General features: G+C 46.1%; 18 protein-coding genes. 10 read left to right on the forward strand and 8 right to left on the reverse strand.

The features are described 5' to 3' along the window. Positions 1-1421: DUF4403 family protein (locus QZ209_RS09350; protein ID WP_294347248.1), on the reverse strand; the 1421-nt coding region annotated here is incomplete at its 3' end. 274 nt (positions 1422-1695) lie between these two features. Here QZ209_RS09350 and QZ209_RS09355 point away from each other — a divergent pair. Beyond that, positions 1696-1965 carry an RNA-binding protein gene (locus QZ209_RS09355; RefSeq protein ID WP_110022008.1) on the forward strand — a complete coding sequence of 90 codons (270 nt, stop codon included), beginning with the start codon at positions 1696-1698 and terminating at the stop codon, positions 1963-1965. Positions 1966-2036: 71 nt separating this feature from the next. On the opposite strand, the gene QZ209_RS09360 is transcribed toward QZ209_RS09355, so the two are convergent. Continuing rightward, positions 2037-2507, reverse strand: a complete 471-nt coding sequence (locus tag QZ209_RS09360; RefSeq protein WP_294347255.1) for an RDD family protein — start codon at positions 2505-2507, stop codon at positions 2037-2039. Between the two features lie 274 nt (positions 2508-2781). Here QZ209_RS09360 and QZ209_RS09365 point away from each other — a divergent pair, with 274 nt between their 5' ends. The 3 genes from QZ209_RS09365 to QZ209_RS09375 all read left to right on the forward strand — a co-directional run bounded on the left by QZ209_RS09365 (position 2782) and on the right by QZ209_RS09375 (position 6381). After that, positions 2782-4536, forward strand: coding sequence for a cation:proton antiporter (locus QZ209_RS09365; RefSeq protein ID WP_294347258.1), 1755 nt, complete (start codon positions 2782-2784; stop codon positions 4534-4536). Beyond that, on the forward strand, positions 4523-5467 hold the full coding sequence (locus tag QZ209_RS09370; RefSeq protein WP_294347260.1) for a universal stress protein: 945 nt from the start codon (positions 4523-4525) through the stop codon (positions 5465-5467). Before QZ209_RS09365 ends, QZ209_RS09370 begins: the two co-directional genes overlap by 14 nt. A 74-nt stretch (positions 5468-5541) precedes the next feature. Next, a complete protein-coding gene (locus QZ209_RS09375) occupies positions 5542-6381 on the forward strand; it encodes a phosphatase PAP2 family protein (RefSeq protein ID WP_294347261.1) in 840 nt (279 codons plus the stop codon). A gap of 22 nt (positions 6382-6403) precedes the next feature. Here the strand turns inward: QZ209_RS09375 and QZ209_RS09380 are convergent, their stop codons facing one another. After that, a complete protein-coding gene (locus QZ209_RS09380) occupies positions 6404-7258 on the reverse strand; it encodes a GNAT family N-acetyltransferase (protein ID WP_294347263.1) in 855 nt (284 codons plus the stop codon). A 139-nt stretch (positions 7259-7397) separates the two neighbouring features. On the opposite strand from QZ209_RS09380, the gene QZ209_RS09385 reads away from it, so the two are divergent. Together QZ209_RS09385 and QZ209_RS09390 are read left to right on the forward strand one after the other, a co-directional pair. Then, positions 7398-8084: a DUF1847 domain-containing protein gene (locus QZ209_RS09385; RefSeq protein ID WP_294347265.1), complete on the forward strand. Its 687-nt coding sequence runs from the start codon at positions 7398-7400 to the stop codon at positions 8082-8084. A 137-nt stretch (positions 8085-8221) separates the two neighbouring features. Further along, complete coding sequence (locus tag QZ209_RS09390; protein ID WP_294347267.1) at positions 8222-9247, forward strand: NAD(P)-dependent oxidoreductase; 1026 nt, start codon at positions 8222-8224, stop codon at positions 9245-9247. A gap of 163 nt (positions 9248-9410) precedes the next feature. Here the strand turns inward: QZ209_RS09390 and QZ209_RS09395 are convergent, their stop codons facing one another. The 4 genes from QZ209_RS09395 to QZ209_RS09410 all read right to left on the reverse strand — a co-directional run bounded on the left by QZ209_RS09395 (position 9411) and on the right by QZ209_RS09410 (position 15232). After that, a complete protein-coding gene (locus tag QZ209_RS09395) occupies positions 9411-10580 on the reverse strand; it encodes a radical SAM protein (RefSeq protein ID WP_294347269.1) in 1170 nt (389 codons plus the stop codon). Between the two features lie 14 nt (positions 10581-10594). After that, positions 10595-10777 (reverse strand): hypothetical protein, encoded by a 183-nt coding sequence (locus tag QZ209_RS09400; RefSeq protein ID WP_294347271.1) that lies wholly within the window; start codon positions 10775-10777, stop codon positions 10595-10597. An 85-nt stretch (positions 10778-10862) separates the two neighbouring features. After that, positions 10863-11474 carry a YdcF family protein gene (locus tag QZ209_RS09405; RefSeq protein WP_294347273.1) on the reverse strand — a complete coding sequence of 204 codons (612 nt, stop codon included), beginning with the start codon at positions 11472-11474 and terminating at the stop codon, positions 10863-10865. A gap of 65 nt (positions 11475-11539) precedes the next feature. After that, positions 11540-15232, reverse strand: a complete 3693-nt coding sequence (locus QZ209_RS09410; protein ID WP_294347274.1) for a hydantoinase B/oxoprolinase family protein — start codon at positions 15230-15232, stop codon at positions 11540-11542. 449 nt (positions 15233-15681) lie between these two features. Here QZ209_RS09410 and QZ209_RS09415 point away from each other — a divergent pair, with 449 nt between their 5' ends. The 4 genes from QZ209_RS09415 to QZ209_RS09430 all read left to right on the forward strand — a co-directional run bounded on the left by QZ209_RS09415 (position 15682) and on the right by QZ209_RS09430 (position 18831). After that, the gene (locus QZ209_RS09415) at positions 15682-15873 is read left to right on the forward strand and encodes a hypothetical protein (protein WP_294347275.1); all 192 of its coding nucleotides are present in this window, start codon (positions 15682-15684) and stop codon (positions 15871-15873) included. Beyond that, positions 15873-16064, forward strand: coding sequence for a ferredoxin (locus QZ209_RS09420; RefSeq protein ID WP_294347277.1), 192 nt, complete (start codon positions 15873-15875; stop codon positions 16062-16064). Before QZ209_RS09415 ends, QZ209_RS09420 begins: the two co-directional genes overlap by 1 nt. 682 nt (positions 16065-16746) lie before the next feature. Further along, positions 16747-17814, forward strand: a complete 1068-nt coding sequence (locus QZ209_RS09425) for a DUF4332 domain-containing protein (protein WP_294347279.1) — start codon at positions 16747-16749, stop codon at positions 17812-17814. Positions 17815-17958: 144 nt separating this feature from the next. Beyond that, complete coding sequence (locus QZ209_RS09430; RefSeq protein ID WP_294347281.1) at positions 17959-18831, forward strand: SDR family oxidoreductase; 873 nt, start codon at positions 17959-17961, stop codon at positions 18829-18831. A gap of 13 nt (positions 18832-18844) precedes the next feature. On the opposite strand, the gene QZ209_RS09435 is transcribed toward QZ209_RS09430, so the two are convergent. After that, positions 18845-19561 carry an SDR family oxidoreductase gene (locus QZ209_RS09435; protein ID WP_294347283.1) on the reverse strand — a complete coding sequence of 239 codons (717 nt, stop codon included), beginning with the start codon at positions 19559-19561 and terminating at the stop codon, positions 18845-18847. Between the last annotated feature and the right edge of the window lie 7 nt (positions 19562-19568).

Below are 19568 nucleotides of genomic sequence, written 5' to 3' on the forward strand. Positions count from 1 at the left end.
TTACCGGTTTTTATTCTTTTCAGACGTATGTCCGCTTCCGTGAGCACATGTGCTACGATGTGGATTTTTTCAGCTCCCAACGTAATCTCACAATTTTCAATAGTCAATCCATCGAGGGTTAGACTGATTGTTTTGCCAGCTTTTTCTCTGGAAACGGCATGGTGAACCAGTCCGGGAACCTTTTCGATTACAGAGCCCAGGTTTATGTCGAGCCTCGATGTGATTGCTTCTTTTATATCGTTTTGCAGGATTTCTTTTCCTGCTTGTACGAGCATGTTTTTTGATTCGATGGAAAAGTCGAAGTTGTTGATTTTCAGTTTTTGAGTCGGAACTTCAAAAACAGGTTGTCCGCTTATAAACAAACTGCTGCCGAGCACATTATCTGTTTCCACTTCGACCGTCAAACCGTTTACCGAAGCATATGCCCGTATTTTTTTAATACGAGTGCTGACGCCTTGGGTCGAAAAGGATTTGTTCCTGAGAAAACCGTTCAATTGTTCATTCAAGGCGTCGAACGAGGTATAGGCATAGAGGTAAATGTCGGATTGTCTCGATCGTCTCTCTTTATCCAGAGTCTTGAATAATGGCAAGGGTAAAGGGGAGTGGCTCTTTGTCGTATCGGTGATGATGAGTGGTTTGGCTTTCAGGCTGGTGAGACAGGTGATTTTCTTCATATCCAGTTCTATATCTCCCTGTATATCGTCACATATAAATTGCAACCAAACTACCGGTGGTCTTTTATTGATGAGGGTCGGTCTTTGCAGGTCTTTCCAGACATCCGATACCGTCGGTTGGAGAGAGACTTCTTCGTTGATCTCTGCATCGAGCATTCGGGTCAGTTCGCTGCTTCTCTGCCGTATCTCCTTGTCGAGATGCTCTTTGATGTGTATTTTGAACGGTCCTAACTGTAATACCGGTTCGCTCAGCCACTTATATTCTCTTATTTCAAATCGGGTGGAAAGGTTCCAGTTGCTGTCAAGACTAACCGGGGTTGCCAATGTAATGGATAGGTTTGTCGAAACCGGTTTGAACAGTTTGGATAATGTCTTTCCCAAACTACTCTCGACGACTGTGGCGTGAACGGAAAGTGGTAGAGTGCAGACCAGCTCTTTGCCGTTCGAAGAGACCGTAATCTTCTCCTTTTTGGTAAGCGTCAGATATATCTCTTCTTTTCCGGAGTTCAGAAAAAGATGTTTTTGAAGGAAGGTGCCTACAATCTTTTTATTGAGATAATCGGCGAGTTGTTCAACGCGATAGGTTATGGGTATGTTGATCGTCGAGACGGGAACGTCAACTGTAATTTTCTCTTGAAGCGCTTCGGGTGGTTTCGGTTGATCTATTTCGACGGTTTCCAGGAGCGCCAACAGCAAGGAAATGATTATAATTGCAGAAATTCCGATTATAATGAAAGCCTTTTTCATTGCAGGATTGCTCGGATAGTCAGATGATGTTGATGCGCACTTTGGGCAAGAAAAATCAAATCTTAATCAAATTCTCTAGTATCGGTTCAGTGTTTATTATTATAATACTATAAACTTTCGTCAGAAACATTTTTTCTTGTTTTCCTAAAAGTAAAAGAGTATAATTATGTTTCAGCCAATGGTTGGCTGAACCGCTCTCAGGTGATTTGTGCTTTTGATTATTTGATGGCGTTTCTCTTTTGGTTTAAAGCACAACTTACCATGGGGTAAAAACATGAATATCTATATTGGCAATCTCGAATATGGCGTAACCGAAAACGATCTGCGTGATGCTTTCGGCGAATTCGGTGAAGTTTCGAGCGCAAACATCATCACCGATAAATTCACCGGTCGTTCCAAAGGTTTCGGTTTTGTCGAAATGCCGAACGATGGTGAAGCGAATGAAGCCATCGAAGCTCTCAATGACAGCGATCTCAACGGTCGTTCGATCAAGGTCAACCAGGCACGTCCACGTGAAGAACGTCCTTCGAGGCCGCGTTATTAAGCTGGAAAAATATTCTCACTGAATATATTTTGCTTCTCGAGCCGTCGTACAATACGTACAGACGGCTTTTTTTATTTGATTGTATTTTCGTCATATATGACGAAAGTTCCGGCCATACTATCATGGAGTCCCCGCTTCCTGCTTGTCCAGCCAACCATCATATACCCTATGCAAAAAAATACGGCAGAAATCATCGAGGCAAAATATCGACCGGTTGCACGTCCGAAAGAAATGCGTCGTCCGTTTTCATCCACCACTTTCAGGCCGACGATTTTTTTCCCGATGGTGGCCTGCCATACAGAAGACTGAAGAGAGGCGCAGTAAATCCAGTTAAAGATTACACTGTTCAGAAAAATACTGAATTCTTGCGCTGTCTGATCAATCTCGGTGGTTGCCGCTTGCGTGAGTTCACGTTGGAGAAAGGCAAAAAGCATACTGGGGATAAGAAGCACTATATAGTCGATTATGCTCGCAGCGACACGAATCCAGAATCCACCGTACTTAACGGGTTCCCGGTATTGATGGATGGAGGGTGTACTCATTAAACAGGTTGATTTTTATCTTTTGTTGATTGCGGGTTCGAAATAATCACTCCAGTTTCAGGCTTTTAATTTTTTGCGTAACCTAAATAAAAAAAACAAGATACGTCTTTTGCCTCTCATATCAACGCGATTATCGTTTTTTTATAAAAATTGAGAACATAATCCCTCGGTCAAATAATGCTTATGAATTAGTTGAGTGAGCATGAACTTTTCCACCCTGGAAAGGTATTGTATGTAGGTGTGTTGCGTAGTTATTGTAAAAGAAATTATCAGCATGCCCGATCTCAGTATTATTCATACTATTCCGTTTTACGAGATTACCTCTTTGCTCGTGCTGGCTGCGGCAGTCGGTGCCTTGAGTCTTTTACTGCGCCAGCCGATGATTGTGAGTTTCATCGCTGTCGGTATACTTGCAGGTCCGTCCGCGCTCGATATAGTGCAGTCGAGAGAAAAAGTGCAGCTGTTGGCTGATCTCGGAATTACACTTCTTTTGTTTCTGGTTGGATTGAAGCTCGATCTCAAGCTGATACGTTCAATGGGTCTGGTATCATTGGCGACAGGCCTGGGACAGGTTCTTTTTACATCGGTCGCCGGTTTTTTTATCGGACGGTTGCTCGGACTTGATACCACAACGTCATTGTATGTTGCCGTAGCATTGACATTTTCAAGTACGATTATTATCGTCAAACTGCTTTCCGACAAGAAAGAGGTCGATTCACTGCACGGGAGGATTGCAATCGGGTTTCTAATCGTTCAGGATCTGGTCGTTGTGCTTGCGATGATCGTCCTTTCGGCTTTCGGGGTTGACTCCCAGCCGGGAATTGAAAGCAGCGCCCTGATGCGGACCGGAACGATCCTGATCTACGGCCTTGTCATGCTGTTGTTTGTTGCCGTTTTCATCCGTTTTGTCGCAACACCGGTTATCAGTCGAATGGTGCAGTCCCCGGAATTGCTTGTCACCTTCGCTATAGGATGGGCGGCTCTTCTGGCTTCGCTCGGCAGTTATTTCGGTTTCAGCAAGGAGCTCGGTGGGTTGCTTGCCGGCGTTTCACTGGCCTCGACCCCTTTCCGTGAAACCATCCTTTCACGCCTTTCAACGGTACGTGATTTTCTGCTCTTGTTCTTCTTTATCTCTTTGGGTATGCATATCGAACTTGCATTGCTCGGGAGCCAGATCTATCCGGCGATTCTTTTTTCATTGTTTGTGCTTATCGGTAATCCGCTGATTGTCATGATCATCATGGGATTTTTGGGTTATCGGAAACGTACGTCGTTCCTGGCCGGGCTCACCGTGGCACAGATCAGCGAGTTTTCCCTGATTTTCATTGCAATGGGGCTCAATCTGGGGCATGTTTCTTCAGATGCCCTCGGTTTGGTGACGCTGGTAGGTTTGATCACCATAGCGCTCTCTGTTTATATGATAACCTATTCGCACATGCTCTACGCTTTCCTGGAACCTGTACTGGGAGTTTTCGAGAAGCGCGTTCATAAAGGTCAGGAAACGGCAGATCAGGAAATGCTTGAAGCCGGGAGCTATGACATTGTACTTTTCGGGTTGGGGCGGTACGGATCGGCGGTTGCACAGTATCTGAAAAAAGATGGTTACCGTATTCTCGCCATTGATTTCAATCCCGATGAAGTACGAAGATGGAAAAAGCTTGGATTCGATGCTGTGTACGGTGATGCATCCGATCAGGAATTCATAGGATCATTGCCGCTGGGTGGTGTTCAGTGGGTTGTTTCATCGGTAGCACAGCATGACTTTCTCGGATTGACTCACGAGGATCCCCGTATCGCACTGATCGACGCTCTCAAGCAGCAGCGTTTCAGTGGAAAAATCGCCGTTTCGACGCAAAAGGTCGATGAGCGTGAGATATTGATTGCAAAAGGAGCCGATGTGGTTTTTCTGCCATTTTACGATGCTGCGGAACGTGCGGCCAGGCGGCTGGCTGAGGCAATGCAATGTGAGATACCGAGAAGGAAGGATATTCAAGAACCTGACCAGGAGAAGAAGCATGCGAACATTTAACTCGATATTGTATGTTACAAACGGGATTTTCGATGAAACAATAGGGTTGAAGCAGGCGTTGCAGCTTGCTATGTCAAACAACGGGACACTTGATATCCTGCTTGTCTATCCTGCTCTTCAGAAAGCACAGAAAGCATACTCCGAAACCTATTCGAAGTATCTCGAGGAGCAGCTTGACCTGGTTCTTGAAAAAACTGGTGAAGCGCTGAACCTCGATAACGATGAGGTGCCTGTTCGTATCATGTCAAATGAAGTTGTCATTCCGCCAGCAATAGAGGTGATTCGCCATGTTCTTCGTGAAGGTTATGATCTTGTAATCAAGGAAGCCGAAACGAGAGAGCATGAGAAAGGTTTTGGAGCGATGGACATGACGCTTCTTCGAAAGTGTCCATCTACCGTTTGGCTTGCAAGACCCGTACTTCATGAAAAAGAGCATTTCCGATTTGCGGTGGCTATTGAGGCTGAAAGCCGTGATCCTTCAGAAAAAGCGCTTTCCGTCAGACTCTTGGAGCTTTCACGATCCGTGGCTGATAAATTTAGCGGATCATTAAGTATTCTTTCCTGTTGGAACTATGAGTATGAACAGTTTCTTCGTTACAAGGCCTGGGCGAATATCTCTGAAGAAGAACATGAAAAGAATATCAAAGAGGCGGATTCCGATCATTCGACGCTTTTGAATGGATTGATTGAAGAAGCCGGTATTGGCTCAAATCATGAAGTTTTCCGTATGAGAGGGTGGCCTGATACTCTTATTCCCGAGTTCGTTGAAAGAGAGCACGTCGATATTCTTGTTATGGGAACGGTTGCCAGGACGGGTATACTCGGGTTTCTTATCGGAAACACGGCTGAAAATATTGTAAACACCATGAATTGTTCCTTGCTGGCATTGAAACCATCGGGCTTTGTTTCGCCGGTCAAAGCATTTCCCTGATGCATCTTCATCGCTTGAAAGTATAGAAGGAATGAATATATTTTCCATTTTAGCCAAAGATAAACGCCTTTTGCATGGACTGCAGAAATTGTGTTCCAATCGCGAAAATGAAGAATAACTTTTTTAGGGAATTTGCCGTTTCACTTGCTTTTTTTGTATTGCTCACCGCTCCTTTTCTGGTGTGGGATATTGATATTGCACTGCAACAACTGCTCTACAGCGACGGAGAGTGGGTATTTCGAAAACATGCATTATGGGTGTTTTTGTACGATTACGGCCCGGCACCGGCCATGATCGTTTCAGTCATCGCTCTCTTGTTGTGGTTCATTAGCACGTTCACCGGTTTTCAGAAACAGAACAGAAGGGTTTTTGCATTCATCGCCTTGCTCATGGTGCTTGGACCGGGGCTATTGGTCAACGCGGTGTTCAAGGAGTACTGGGGACGTCCGAGACCGAGGGAAATTGTCGAATTCGGGGGGCAACGCGCTTTTGTTCCTCCTCTCGTCAAGGGAGAGTTTGTCAGTTCACGGAAATATGAAAAAATGCTTGAATCCAGTCAGGGGGCTGTCGAGTGGGATATTCTTCGCAATGTGTATCGGATAAAAGGTAAATACAACTCCTTTCCCAATGGACATGCATCAGTAGGATTTTTCATGATGTTTCCCTACTTCATTTACCGGCACAGGAAAAAAGTACTGGCAATGGTCTGGCTTGCGGGCGGAACCTGTTATGGCGTATTGATGGGGGTTGGCAGGATGGCGCAGGGGGGCCATTTTGCCAGCGATTTTCTCTGGTCTTGCGCTATGGTGTATCTTGTCGGGATTGTGCTCTACTACGCTCTGCGCATGGACGAACAGGATTTCAACTTTAAGGAGTTCCTCGCAGGTTTTTTGCCCAAAAAAGCTTCTTCCTGACAGCAGCGATGCCAAGTCTGCTTCAGCCAAGCTCAAAAGACGTAACCCCGAAGATTCTGTTCAGCGGAAGCCTGGGAGCTTTGCCTTTATACATGCGGGCTGTTTCAAACACGGTCTCCATCTTGTACTTTTCTGCCATTTCCAATGCCGCGTGATTTGTTTCAGGGAGATCGAGAAAAACAGGAGATCCTTCGGGTACTGCAGAGGTGAGGGCACAGAACAGTTTTTCGGCAAGGTCAGGTTTGTCGGCAAAGAGAGGGCCGATCTTGTATCCGTAACGGCAGGAACGGACAACCCCGTATCCGGCAAGTTGGTCATGCTCCATTACCCCGAGTGCAGTACAGTTTTTCTGGTTTATCCAACATTGCAGAAACGCTTTTCGTTTATCGGGAAAGAAACTTCGATCATATGCATTGACATCATCGAACGGGAGTTCGGAGAGCAACCTTATTCCTTCACGGTTTGATTTTGTTCTACCACTGTTTCCCTGAAATCGAATATTACGGTAAGCCAGGGTGAATCCGGATTTTTTGTAATTATCCTGCTGTGCGACAACCCCGTCGAGTCCTATCGATCTGCCTTCAAGCCTTTTCAGGCCAGCGTTCCAGATGTGAAAACCAAGGCCCATACCGCGATACTCCTCTCGGACAATGAAAAAACCGAGAAAACCAAAAGAACGACCATACGTAATAGCTGAAATAGCGGCTACGGGTTCACCGTTAAGCTGTCCGAGAAGAAATCCGTCCGGGTCGGTACGAAAAAAACATTCCGCATCACCGATTCCGGGGTTCCAGCCTTCTTTGGCTGCCCAATCAATGGCTATATTGACCTCGTCACGGGTCATGGTTCTGACAGTGTAGTCCGGGGATGTTTTCATCTATGTTAGTTTGAGGAGAAGCACTTTTCTTCATTGAAGATGTGCGGGTGAAAAAAGTAATCTTAAAGGAAAATGTTTATAATCGTTATTTGACCATCTTTGCCTTGTGTGAGCAAGGTAACCAACTGTTTCTGTTTTCATGAGTACGAAGAAAAAAAATGTAAAAAAGAGCGACGGGGATTACAAGATCGGCTGTTCCGAATGTGGTTATTTGAACTGTTATCGCCAGGAAAAGAGTTTTCCCGTTTTCTGCCCTGGAAAAGCTGTAGAGCCGAACGATCTTGCCAACGTTACCCTGGAGTATTGTGGAGACTCTGACGATGCAAGGACTGGAAAGGCCGCTGCTGAAGTGGAGAGACTCTATTATGGTAAGCTGACTCGCGTCGAGGAAGTTCTTGCCTTTGCCAAACGTCTCGATGCCCGTAAAATAGGGCTTGCAACGTGTATCGGATTGATCGAGGAGACTCGAATTTTTTCAAAGATAGTGAAAAAAAACGGTTTTGAACCCTATGCTGTACTTTGTAAAGTCGGTTCTGTCGACAAAAGCGGGATTGGGTTGGACGAGGAATTGAAAATCAGGCCGGATAGCTTCGAGGGGATATGTAATCCGATTCTGCAAGCGAGACTGCTTGATGAATGGGGAGCGGATCTCAATGTGGTTATCGGGCTCTGCGTCGGTCATGACGCGCTTTTTTGCAAACATTCACAGGCGCTCGTAACGACACTTGTTGTCAAGGACAGGGTTTTGGCGCACAATCCTGCGGCTGCTCTCTACACCAGCAATTCATATTACAAACGGGTTTTGGAGAAAGGGCATGAACTGTAGCGGTTCAAACGATGTGGATCACTGCAATCGTTTTTGATGGCATTGGCTGGTCAACTGAAATATTTACTATATTTCACACCCGTTCTTGAGACCATATATATGCAAAAGCTTTACTAACGACAATCCTTCATCGAAACGTGAATTCATCTTCTCGATCTTCCGGTACAAAACCCTCGAAACGAGTTTTTGTGGTTGGGGCAACAGGATATATTGGCAAGTTCGTAGTTCGTGAACTGGTTGCCAGAGGGTATCAAGTGGTAAGTTTTGCCCGTCAACGCTCAGGTGTTGGCGCTTCGACGACCGCTGAACGGACCAGGGAAGAGCTCGAAGGCTCCGAGGTGCGTTTCGGAGATGTGGCAGAACTTGGTTCACTCATGAAGAACGGCATACGCAAGGAACACTTCGATGTTGTCGTTTCCTGCCTGACATCTCGTACCGGAGGAGTGAAGGATTCCTGGAATATTGATTACCAGGCTACAAGAAATGCACTCGATGCCGGCCTTGCCGCAGGTGCGAAGCAGTTTCTGTTGCTTTCGGCAATCTGCGTTCAAAAGCCCCTTCTGGAGTTTCAGAGGGCAAAATTGAAGTTTGAAAAAGAACTGATCGAATCAGGGATGACCTATTCGATCGTTCGTCCAACGGCTTTTTTCAAATCGATAGCAGGTCAGGTCGAATCAGTCAAAAACGGAAAGCCGTTTACTATGTTCGGAAACGGCGAGCTGACTTCCTGTAAACCAATCAGCGAGTCTGACCTTGCGCGTTTCATGGTGGACTGTCTGGAAGATCCTTCAAAGCAGAACAAAGTTTTACCGATCGGTGGACCGGGTGATGCGATTTCCGTCAAGGAGCAGGGAGAAATGCTTTTCGAGCTTCTTGGGAAAGAACCGAAATTCAAACGTGTGCCGATACAGATGTTCGATATCGTTATTCCTGTAATGAGTTTTCTCGCGAAGATTTTCCCGAAACTCGAAGACAAAGCGGAGTTTGCCCGTATCGGCAAATACTACTGTTCAGAGTCGATGTTGGTGCTGAACCCGGAAACAGGGGAGTACGACGCTGATGCCACTCCTTCGTACGGAACCGATAAGCTGAGGGATTTCTACAAGCGTGTATTGAAAGAAGGGCTTGTCGGACAGGAACTGGGTGACCACGCAATGTTCTGAAAAGCCGTGTGACGACAGGCTTTTTTATCCTTTTCAATGACACCAATAGTAACTATGCGGAGTATCATGATTACTTCATTGAGCTCTCAAAATCCACATACACTTTTCGTACACCCCGGGGCGCTCCGTACGCATACCACACACGACAATGTAGTGGTGCCTTTCAGTCATTGAGAGGCATGAAGGACTTCGGTTTCATGGTGATTTGTTCCATAAGGAAGTCATACCGGCCGGCTTGTTTAAACCACTCTATCGTTTCAATACAGATGTTGTGCCATATGTTCATGAGTTTTTGCTGCTGTAGCAAAGGCATGGTGAACAGGCCATTGATTTCCTGGTGGAGGGCGATACAGCCACCAGCACAGAAATTTTTCGCAGGGCACTCCTCACAACGGGTATAGCAGCCCAGAATATGGTGCCGGTCATAACGGCGGAAGGGAAGGGTTTTGGCTGGATCTATTCCATCATAAACCGACCCGAGTCTGAATTTCGTGCGGTCGGAACCGGTGTAACTGACAAACCTGTGGCATGGATAAATACTCCCTTCGACATCAACCCCAACGAACGTTTTGCCGGCACCACAGGCGACGTCGACTTCATGGTTACTTGTGATTTGTTCAATACCGTTATCGAGAAAATGCAGGTGAACGTAATCGTTCACCATGGCTTTTTCAGTGACATATACGGCGGCGGCACGGCATTGCCGGTCGAAAACTCTCCATGATTCATGATCATCTATCTGTTCGAGTGCCGTGCAGGGTGAAATGAAGCGAAAGCCGAGTTCTTCGTTGAGGAATCTGATGTTCGAGGCGAGAACAGGAATAGTCTCCTTTGTGACCGTCATACGGGCGGCAATATTGGGGAACCGCTCAAGCAGACGTAACGCATTGTTATAAATTGTTTCGAAAGGGCTCGAACCGTCCTTGTACATTCTGAAGCGGTCGTTGGTCGCCTTGTCGCCGTCGATACTGAAAAGTACACTGATGTTGTGTTCTTCGAAAAAGTCGAGCATTGCCGTATTCAGCAATGTTCCATTTGTCGTAACGGAAAAAATCATCCTTTTTCCGTACCGGTCTTCCTGTAGCTTGCTGTATTCGACAAGTTGCCGAAGGAGAGAGAAACGTAACAACGGTTCTCCACCAAAAAAAGAGACAATCAGTGGATCTTCATGAAACCCTTCGGTATTCTTGTAAAGCCAGTCTATTGTTTTCCTGCCGGTTTTCAGGCTCATCGACTCGAGACCTGTCTTGCCAGCGAAACAATAGCTGCAACAGAGATTACAACTGTTTGTCAAAAAGAGAACAGCGTACGGTACGTGCCATTTTCCAGCCATTCAATGCCTTGTCTTTAAACGTCTCCGCCAGGAATTTTAGCGCATTCCATGCACTGACAGATTTTGCAGCTTAGTGAACATGCGGCAAAGGTGTCTATCTCTTCGGTTTCCATGAAATCGAGCATCGACTCTTTCTCGAGGAGTTCTTCGAGATAAACGGTCTCGGGACTGATTGCCGGAACAGTATGCTCTTGCATGATTGTCTCCATGTGTTCAGTGAACTGGGTTAAGAGAATTAATCAAACATGCCATGATGTAATTTAAAACAAAAGAAACGAATAATCAGAAATGAACAACTGCGTAATAAAGGTTTTTCTGAAGTTCGCTTACTACAAAACGATAGCTTGTTTTGTTGCTCCACCAAAATAAAGGATGCCACCATTCCGGCTGTGTCGAAATGAGGATGATTTTTTTCTGAGAATCCTCGACAGCTCTTTTCCACGTATGGTGAAGACGAAACATGTGTGGAGGATCACTGACCACGATCGCTTTTTTCCAGCCTTTTTCGGTCATCGTCTCAACCGAGTTCATTGCTTCTTCCCAGGTGGTCTCCGACCTGATGTCGACCATGATTGCTCTTTCGGGAATACCGATATCCAACAAACGACGTTCACGCCAGTTGGGTTGAGAAGGTTTGTAATACCTGCTGTCGATGCCTGTCACCAGAATGTTCGGTGCATATCCTGCCTTGTACAATTCACCGCCTTGTTTTACTCGAAGCCCATCATCTCCTCCCAGAACGATTATGACATCGGCTTTTTCCGGTGTTCCCTCGTATAGAGAGACCAGAAAGCCAAGGCTTGAAAATGCCGTTACCCCTATGATGCTCGCGATTACAAGCAGTGTCAGGATTTTTTTGAAAAAGGCTTTCATAACAAAGGGGTTGCTGTCCATGAGGTCTTGCTTCTATCTTATAAAAAAATAACGATAAATCAAGCAGCATCGTTTTCATAGTGCAGTTATGTGTTTGGCTTTCCATATCCACCGCCCCCCGGGGTCTGTATCAAAATTGTTTCTCCCGGTTTGAAGATCCTGTCGACTTTGTGCTCGAGCCTGGTTTCTGTGCTATCGGGAGAGATGAGCAAGTTGATTCCCTTGGCTCCTTCACTACCGTTGTGAAGACCGAACGGAGCCGTTACCCTTCGTTCGGAAATGACGCTGACATGTATGTGTTCGTTGAATAGAAGGGCCCTTTCAATACCGTCGCCCCCATTCCATCTGCCGGTTCCGCCTGAACCCTTTCTCATTGCAAAACGGGTTATGCGAACTGTCGGGAAGCGTTGTTCGAGTATCTCGGGATCGGTAAGTCTGGTGTTTGTCATGTGCACTTGTACGCCGGATGCACCGTTATGACCTTCCGTAGCACCGCTGCCTCCAGGTATGGTTTCGTAGTACTGGCTCCCGGTGTTGTCGGGTTTTCCGAACAGAAGGTTGTTCATGGTTCCTTGTGATGCACCAGCTTTTCCAAGAGCTCCGAGCAGTACATCGACAATCCGTTGCGAGGTTTCAACGTTGCCGACAGCAACAGCCGCACCAGAAGAAGGATTGAGCAGTGAGCCTTCCGGAATGATAATGGTAACAGGTTCGAGGCATCCGGCATTCAGTGGTATATTTTCTTCGATGAGACACCGAAGTGTGTAGAGAACGGCAGCTGTCGTAACTGCGGCAGGGGCGTTGATGTTCCCTTGATCCTCCGCACTCGTGCCGGTAAAGTCAACCACGATTTCTGGTTCTGTATCTGCAGAGGCGGTTATACGAATGGAAACGGTTATGACGGCGCCGTTGTCCATACTGTCGGAAAACGTTGACTCGAATGTTCCCGTTGTGCCGGCAAGTTTTTCGAGAGCTCGGTTAATCGCGTTTTTCGCGTTTTTTCTGATGAATGACATGTATCGCAGAACCGTAGGGGTTCCATAATCAGCATTCATCCTGATCAGTTCCGTCATACCTTTGTTGTTGGCGGCAACCTGTGCTTTGAGATCTGAAAGCCTTTCGGACAGGTTTCTTGCCGGGTAATCTCCCGATGAAAGCAGTTCATGAACTTCTTTTTCTCGAAATGTTCCTTCACGAACGAGAAGAAAGGTTCCCACTACGATGCCTTCATCGTGAATGGTTCGGCTCCAGGGTGGCATGGATCCGGGAGTGATACCGCCGATATCTGCATGATGTCCACGATTGGCCAGATAATAGGATGGTGTGTTTTCATCGCAGAAAACAGGAGTGACTATCGTGATATCCGGCAAATGAGAGCCGCCTTGATGGGGGTTGTTTGCAAGATACATGTCACCTTTCTTCATGGTGCCACGGTTTTCTTTTATGATGTGCTGAACCGTAGCTTCCATGGCTCCTAAATGCACCGGTATGTGCGGAGCGTGAGCGATGAGCTTTCCCTTGTCGTCGAACAATGCACATGAAAAATCAAGACGTTCCTTCATGTTCACCGAGTGAGCCGTGTTCGCAAGGGTGTAGCCCATCTGTTCGGCGATGTTCATGAAAAGGTTGTTGAAAACTTCGAGCATTATCGGATCAGGTCTCTCGCTGTCGTTTTGCTGTTTTGTCTTCATCGTCTCGGAAGTATGGGTTTCATCCCTGAGAATGAGGTTATGCATGGCATCGATCGTGGTTTCAAAACCTTCCTGAACGAAAAGTGTCAGCTGGTCATCGACGATCATGGCGGGGCCGTCGATCTGATGACCGGGTTTCAGCGAGGTTCTGTCGAACACGGGGACCCGTCTGTATTTTCCCGATAGCCATACCATGCATGAAGAGCGCGCATGAGCTGGTACCGGTTTATCAGGTAGCAGGGAAGGGGTGTTTGCCGATGGTGCAAAAGAGGCTGAGGAAACTTCAGTACGCATATTCACCACCTCGATAGTATCGGCATCGGGTCTGAAGCCGAACCTGCTGAAATATTCCTTTTTGAAACGTGAAACTATATGCTTCATGTTTTCGAAAGAAGCGGATTCATGACTTGTTCCTGCCGGAATGGAAAGCCAGGAATCACTCCCTTTTGGCCTGAGATCCAGAAAAAGCCTTGTTGTTATTGCCGCTTTGTTTCCTTCATCCCGAAGACTTTTGGTGAGTTTTCCGGCCTCGGTTTTCGCTTTTTTTTCAAGACGTTGAAGCAATAGGGGCGTCAAAATCTCCATGACAGCCAGTACTGTGCGTTCCAGCCGGTCAGCCAAGGCTATACCGTATGCAGAAAGAACGCTTGAAAAAGGATGAACGATGATTGTTTTTATGCCGAGTATTCTGGCCATGTCGCATGCATGCTGGGGGGCCGCTCCTCCAAAACACATGAGAGCATGGTCCCTGATATCATAGCCTCTCGATATTGAGATTTTCTTCATCGCTCTGCACATTATTTCATTCGCTATTCTCAGGTAGCCTTCGGCGAGTTTTTCCGGTGTGTAGGTATGGCCGGTTTTTGCACTGACGGTGGTAGCAAGAGCCCTGAATTTTTCTTTTGTCTTCTCCTTATCGAGGCGTTTATCATGGCTTGTCCCGAATACATTGGGGATGTATTTCGGGATTATCCTGCCAAGCAGAAGGTTGGCATCGGTAACTGTTAGTGGTCCGTCGAGTCCGTAACAGGCAGGGCCGGGATTGGAACCGGCTGATTCAGGTCCTACGAGGAGCCGTTCTCCGTCGAAAGAAAGAATCGAGCCTCCTCCGGCTGCGACGGTCTCCACATCGAGCATGTCGGTGTAGAAAGGAACTCCAGCCACTGAGCTTTCAAAAACATGGTTAAGGTCACCGTCGTAACGGGATACATCGGTTGATGTTCCTCCCATGTCGAATCCTATGACTTGTTCAGCACCGAGTTGTTCGGATAGTCTCGCTGTACCGGTCACCCCGCCTGCCGGTCCCGACAGAATCGTGTCTTTTGCATGAAGATTGTCGGCGCCGACAAGCCCTCCCGAGCTCTGCATGAACTCGATTTTTATCGGTCCAGCCAGCTTTTTCAGGGTGTTGGCATAGTTGAAGAGAACCGGGCCGAGGTAAGCCTCAATCATGGTTGTTTGTCCGCGTTTGAGAAAGTTAATGAGCGGCATGACTTCATGAGATGCGACAACATGGCGAAATCCAGCCTTTTGTCGGGCTATGTCGATCAGTTTTTTTTCATGCAAAGGGTTTATCCAGGAGTGTTTCAACACTATTGCAAGGTTTTCGTAACCGAGTGAACGGATTTCCCGAAGGGATTTTTCAGCTTTTTCAGGATCGAGTTCGGTGAGGACAGCGCCGCTGGTATCTATTGTTTCCTCGATACCGCAAACATGACTGTAGATCGGTGAGGGTTTGTCTATTCTGAGATTGAAAAGCTGCGGGCGGGTTCCATTGCCGATAGCAAGAAGATCTTCAAAACCTTTCGTTATGCAAAGCGCCGCCGGTGCACCCTTTCTTTCGAGGAGGGCATTGGTGGCAACCGTTGTTCCTATACGGATAGACCCAATCAGTTTGGGATCGAGAGGGTTTTCAGGTGAGAGATCGAGGATTGTCCTGATTCCTGCAATTCCGGCATCTTCATAGGCATCGGATATGGATAGCAGTTTGTGAGTGTGTACCCGTCCTTCCGGATCGAAACCGACGATATCGGTGAAAGTGCCGCCTCTGTCAACCGAGAAATACCACTGTTTTTCGTTGCTGTTCATGTGCGTGATCTGTCTGAAAGTACCCTGTTTCGATAGGGATTTTTTAAACGGCACCTCTATTTCATGTACGGTACACTATGATTACTTCGTTGATCGGGACTCAGAATTTTCATGTACGCGGTGTACACTCCGGTTTCTTCTCACCCTTTTCCTCGTAATCAAGCTGCTCGCGACAGTGTATAGCGGTGCTTACAAAAAGAGTATTGGCGCAAAGTACCGTTTTCCATTGTTTTTTGCCTAAGCCATTTTTTTCCTGTTCAACGGAATTTTTTAAAAAAGTTGATCATTATATTTGATGTTTATGAGCATATGCTTATAATTGTGTTGTGGGTTTGTAAACATCTTTAAACGGAGTTCTATTATGAAAGAGAGAACGTTCTATTGTGCGGACTGCAGGTATACTTGGTCGGTTCCGTTTGGGGCCGGTAGGCCTCAAACCTGTCCGAAATGTGGCAGTAACGCTATTCACAGGGAGCATGCCGATGAACCTTCAGGTTCTCTTGGGCTTGGTCAAGCAAGGCGTTCCGGTACTGGCTTCGGCGGCCGGGGAGCATGTGGCGCCGGGCGTTCCGGAAGAAACCGCGGAAGAGGTTTGGGGGCAGGAAACGGATTTGGCAATCGTTAACAAGGAGAAAACCTGATGGCGTACAAGATTCTTGAGAGTTGTGGCTGTTGTGGCGTCTGTGTCGATGAGTGTCCGGTTCAAGCGATTTCACCAGGTGATGCTATCTTTGTAATCGATGAAAAAGCGTGTGTTGATTGTCATGGATTTTATGATGAACCAGCTTGCATTAACGTTTGTCCCATGGATTGTATTGTGAAAGTGTCATGAATTCATTCTTGTAATAACATTATAATAAAGCAGGTTCGTTGTATATAACAGAGTTCGTTGCAGAGCACGGCTTTTGATTCGCGCCAAGTATTGTCCTGAGCGTGAAATCCAGTGATAGGAATGGATACAAGCTGATTTTATGAACGAACTCTTCCTGCTTTATCTATATCCGACCGTTGAGTTCCTTTCTGATTCGTACAGTACGGTAATTTTCTCAAAAAGTATTGTCGGTATTGTTCCCGCATATTATGAATCCATGCCGGAGATTTTTCTCTGGCATATCCAATGAGCATATTTCGAAAAATAACTCGAAATAGTTACTTGTGGCGATATGGACGGGTTCGAAGAGCTTTTTTCTGAATGTGCCAACCTCGATGGATTGTTCTTCCCCGCATTCATTTTTTTATCGAAAGTGGTTCATCAAACATTACATTCTTCGGTGATTCAAGTGAATCAATACCGAATATTGAAAGTATATGCAAAAATCGACCCTTTCTTCCTCGATCTCGTCGATTGTTGCATTCGGGCTGGTTCAAAAGGGCAACCGCTCGTATTTTCTATTCCTAGAAGGTCTTTAGTAGATATCACGACCGGCTTTTGCCGTTATTTTGCTAAATTTCAAATAAATATTGATGAACCAATGCTATTGCTTTTTATATAACCAATTCAATTAAAAATAGTTATGGATATCGTTATTAACGACAAGTCTTGCAAAGGGGAAGTTGGAGAGAAACTTTCAAAAGTGGCCTTGGAAAATAAGGCTCATGTTGGATATGTTTGTGCCGGTCTCGGGATCTGCCAGACATGTTATGTCACTGTTCTCGAAGGAGGAAATTGTCTTTCCGGCTTGAGTGATGTCGAAAAAGCTTTTTTATCCGAGAAGCAGATCAATGATGGGGCGAGGCTGGCTTGTCAGACCACTATCGAAAAGGACGGCACAATACGCATACTGTCGCGCCCTGAAGAAGTTCGGCGCATGGTTTTGAGCAATCCTCTTTCACTTTTCAGTTACAGTGTCGAGATGGGGAAGGCTGCAGCGGAAAGATTCGTACCTGGGGTTACCAATGTTATAGACAGGATACAAAAAGGAGAGGTTCATGGTCAAGCTGCACTCGATGAGGCGTTTTCAGGGATGGGATCGGCTCTGCAGTTCAGTATCGATACGGCTACACAATCAATTCCATTCAAAGAGCAGATCAACGGTATGGTTGAATTTTGCAAGAAAATGCTCCCGTTTTCGGAGTGTTCTCAATCTCCGTCTCAAGATGAAGATATTCAGCATGTAACATTACATATTAACGGAGGACAGCAGGAAGCCGGAACTGATAATCCTGTTGTTGACAACGCAATCGAAACAACAGGGTTCGAGTCGCTTGGATTCGTTATTGCCGATAAGCTCGAAAGCGCGGGTATTTTTACCTGTAAAGACCTGCTCGAGCGTGGAAAAACACCGAAGGGAAGGGGAGAGCTCTCTGCCATCTCCAATTTGTCGAAGAAGGAAGTGCTTACTCTGGTTAATTATGCTGATTTGTGCAGGGTAAGAGGGATCGATATACAAACGGCAACACTGCTTGAGATATCGGGAGTCGATACTGTTCCTGAACTTGCTCATCGTAATCCGTCCAACCTTTATGAGAAAATCCTCGAGGTCAACAAAAAGCACAATATAATTGCTAGTGATCCTTCGCAACAGGATGTTGAATCATGGGTGACCGAGGCTAAAACTCTTCGAAAAGTCATTTCTTACTGAATAAGACAGTATCAGTGAAACTCCTTTATAAACATTTTTCATTTGTGCGTAAAGTACTTTAAAAAACAAAGAACTTTACCGACAATAAAAGTACTATAGCGGACACCTTCTTCTTCAGGTGAAAAAAATATTACTTTTACCTCTATGGATTTACCCTATACAGAATCCCGAAAAGCTCTCGGTATCGTCATTACAGGTGGCAGCAGAGGTTTGGGTTATGCACTTGCGCGAGAATTTCTTCTGAAAGGAGATCGCGTCATTATTTCCGGAAGAAATCCTGAGCAACTCGAGCGCGCTATAGAATCACTGAAAGCCGAGATTCGAGGATGCGAGATTTATGGAATGAACATGGATGTCGGTAACCCTGAAGAGATCGACTTGTTCAGTTCCTTCGTCATTACGCGTCTGGGTCAGGTTGATCGATGGATAAACAACGCAGGAACATCGGGTCTGCGCAAAGCTCCTCTTTGGCAACTTCAAGCCTCCGATATTCTGGAAACTTGCACAACCAACCTGGCAGGCTCAATACTGATGTCGAAGGTAGCCACTGCAATAATGAGTGATCAACCCTGTGAAGACGTACCGTTGTATCACATATTCAATATGGGCTTTTCTACAGCAGGAGCCAGATTATCCCGGTCAAATATCCCCCACAAAGCCTCGAAACTCGGTGTTGCCGCCGTAAGCCATTTTCTTTGCAGGGAATTGCATGAACAGAGAATAAGGAGTGTCGGTATACATGAATTGAGCCCCGGTCTGGTTAAAACCGACCTGCTTTTACGCGACACGTCTCCAGAAACACAAGAATTTCTTGATCTGATAGCCGAGTCACCGGAAAAAGTCGCTCGAAAGCTGGTACCGAAAATCAGAGAGGCAAATGGCAGGAAATCACATATCCGTTATCGATCTCTTGCCGGTATGGGTCTTCACGTGGTAATGCAACTTTTTTCAAAAAAGGTCAGCGACCCGCTGAGAGAAAGGCTTCTCGATAATGACAGGCAAAATGAAACACTATGAGAAAATCAACAGTTCAACCGTTTCCAAGATTTTTAGCTGTATGCTTGTAGTAAAGCTCAAAAGACTTCTGGGAAAGTGCATCCTGCTGGATAAGCTCGAACGTAAGATTTCGAGCAGCTTTGATCCATAATGCTTCAACAGCAGCTTGTGCAACGTCACTGCGATTAATTTTACCGGTCTCTATCCTATCTCCCGTATCGAATAACATCGAATGCTGGAGCGGTTCGTCCTCATCGATCAACCCTCCGGGCCTTAGAATGGTATAACTATATCCCTTCTCTCCATACAGTCTTCGAACCTCGTTTTCCCCTTCGAGCTTCATGGTCAATACGTTTCCATATTTATTCAACGGATGATCGGGTTTTGTAACAGCCAGTGAACTAACAAGAATAAACTGCCTTACACCATACTCTTTTGATCGCTGCGCGATCCGTATAACACCATCTCTATCGATAGCAGAAGGGGGCAACTCATCGGGATCCATAACATTTCCTCCGATAGTACAGATGACAGCATCGGCGTTGTTCACCGCTGCATCTATCTCATATTCATTTTCAATACTTCCGATTGTTATTCGATCGACAATCTCCGGACCGAATATTTCAAGAGCTTTTTCTCCTGAACGCACGAAAAGACGATAGTCTATACCATAATGCTCCAGGCGTTTGACCACCCATTGACCTGTTCTTCCGGTAGCTCCTGCAACCAAAACTGTTCCCGAGTATCGCATATGCTTG

Origin of the sequence: Prosthecochloris sp. (assembly GCA_015482705.2) — a bacterium.
Classification (GTDB): Bacteria; Bacteroidota; Chlorobiia; order Chlorobiales; family Chlorobiaceae; genus Prosthecochloris.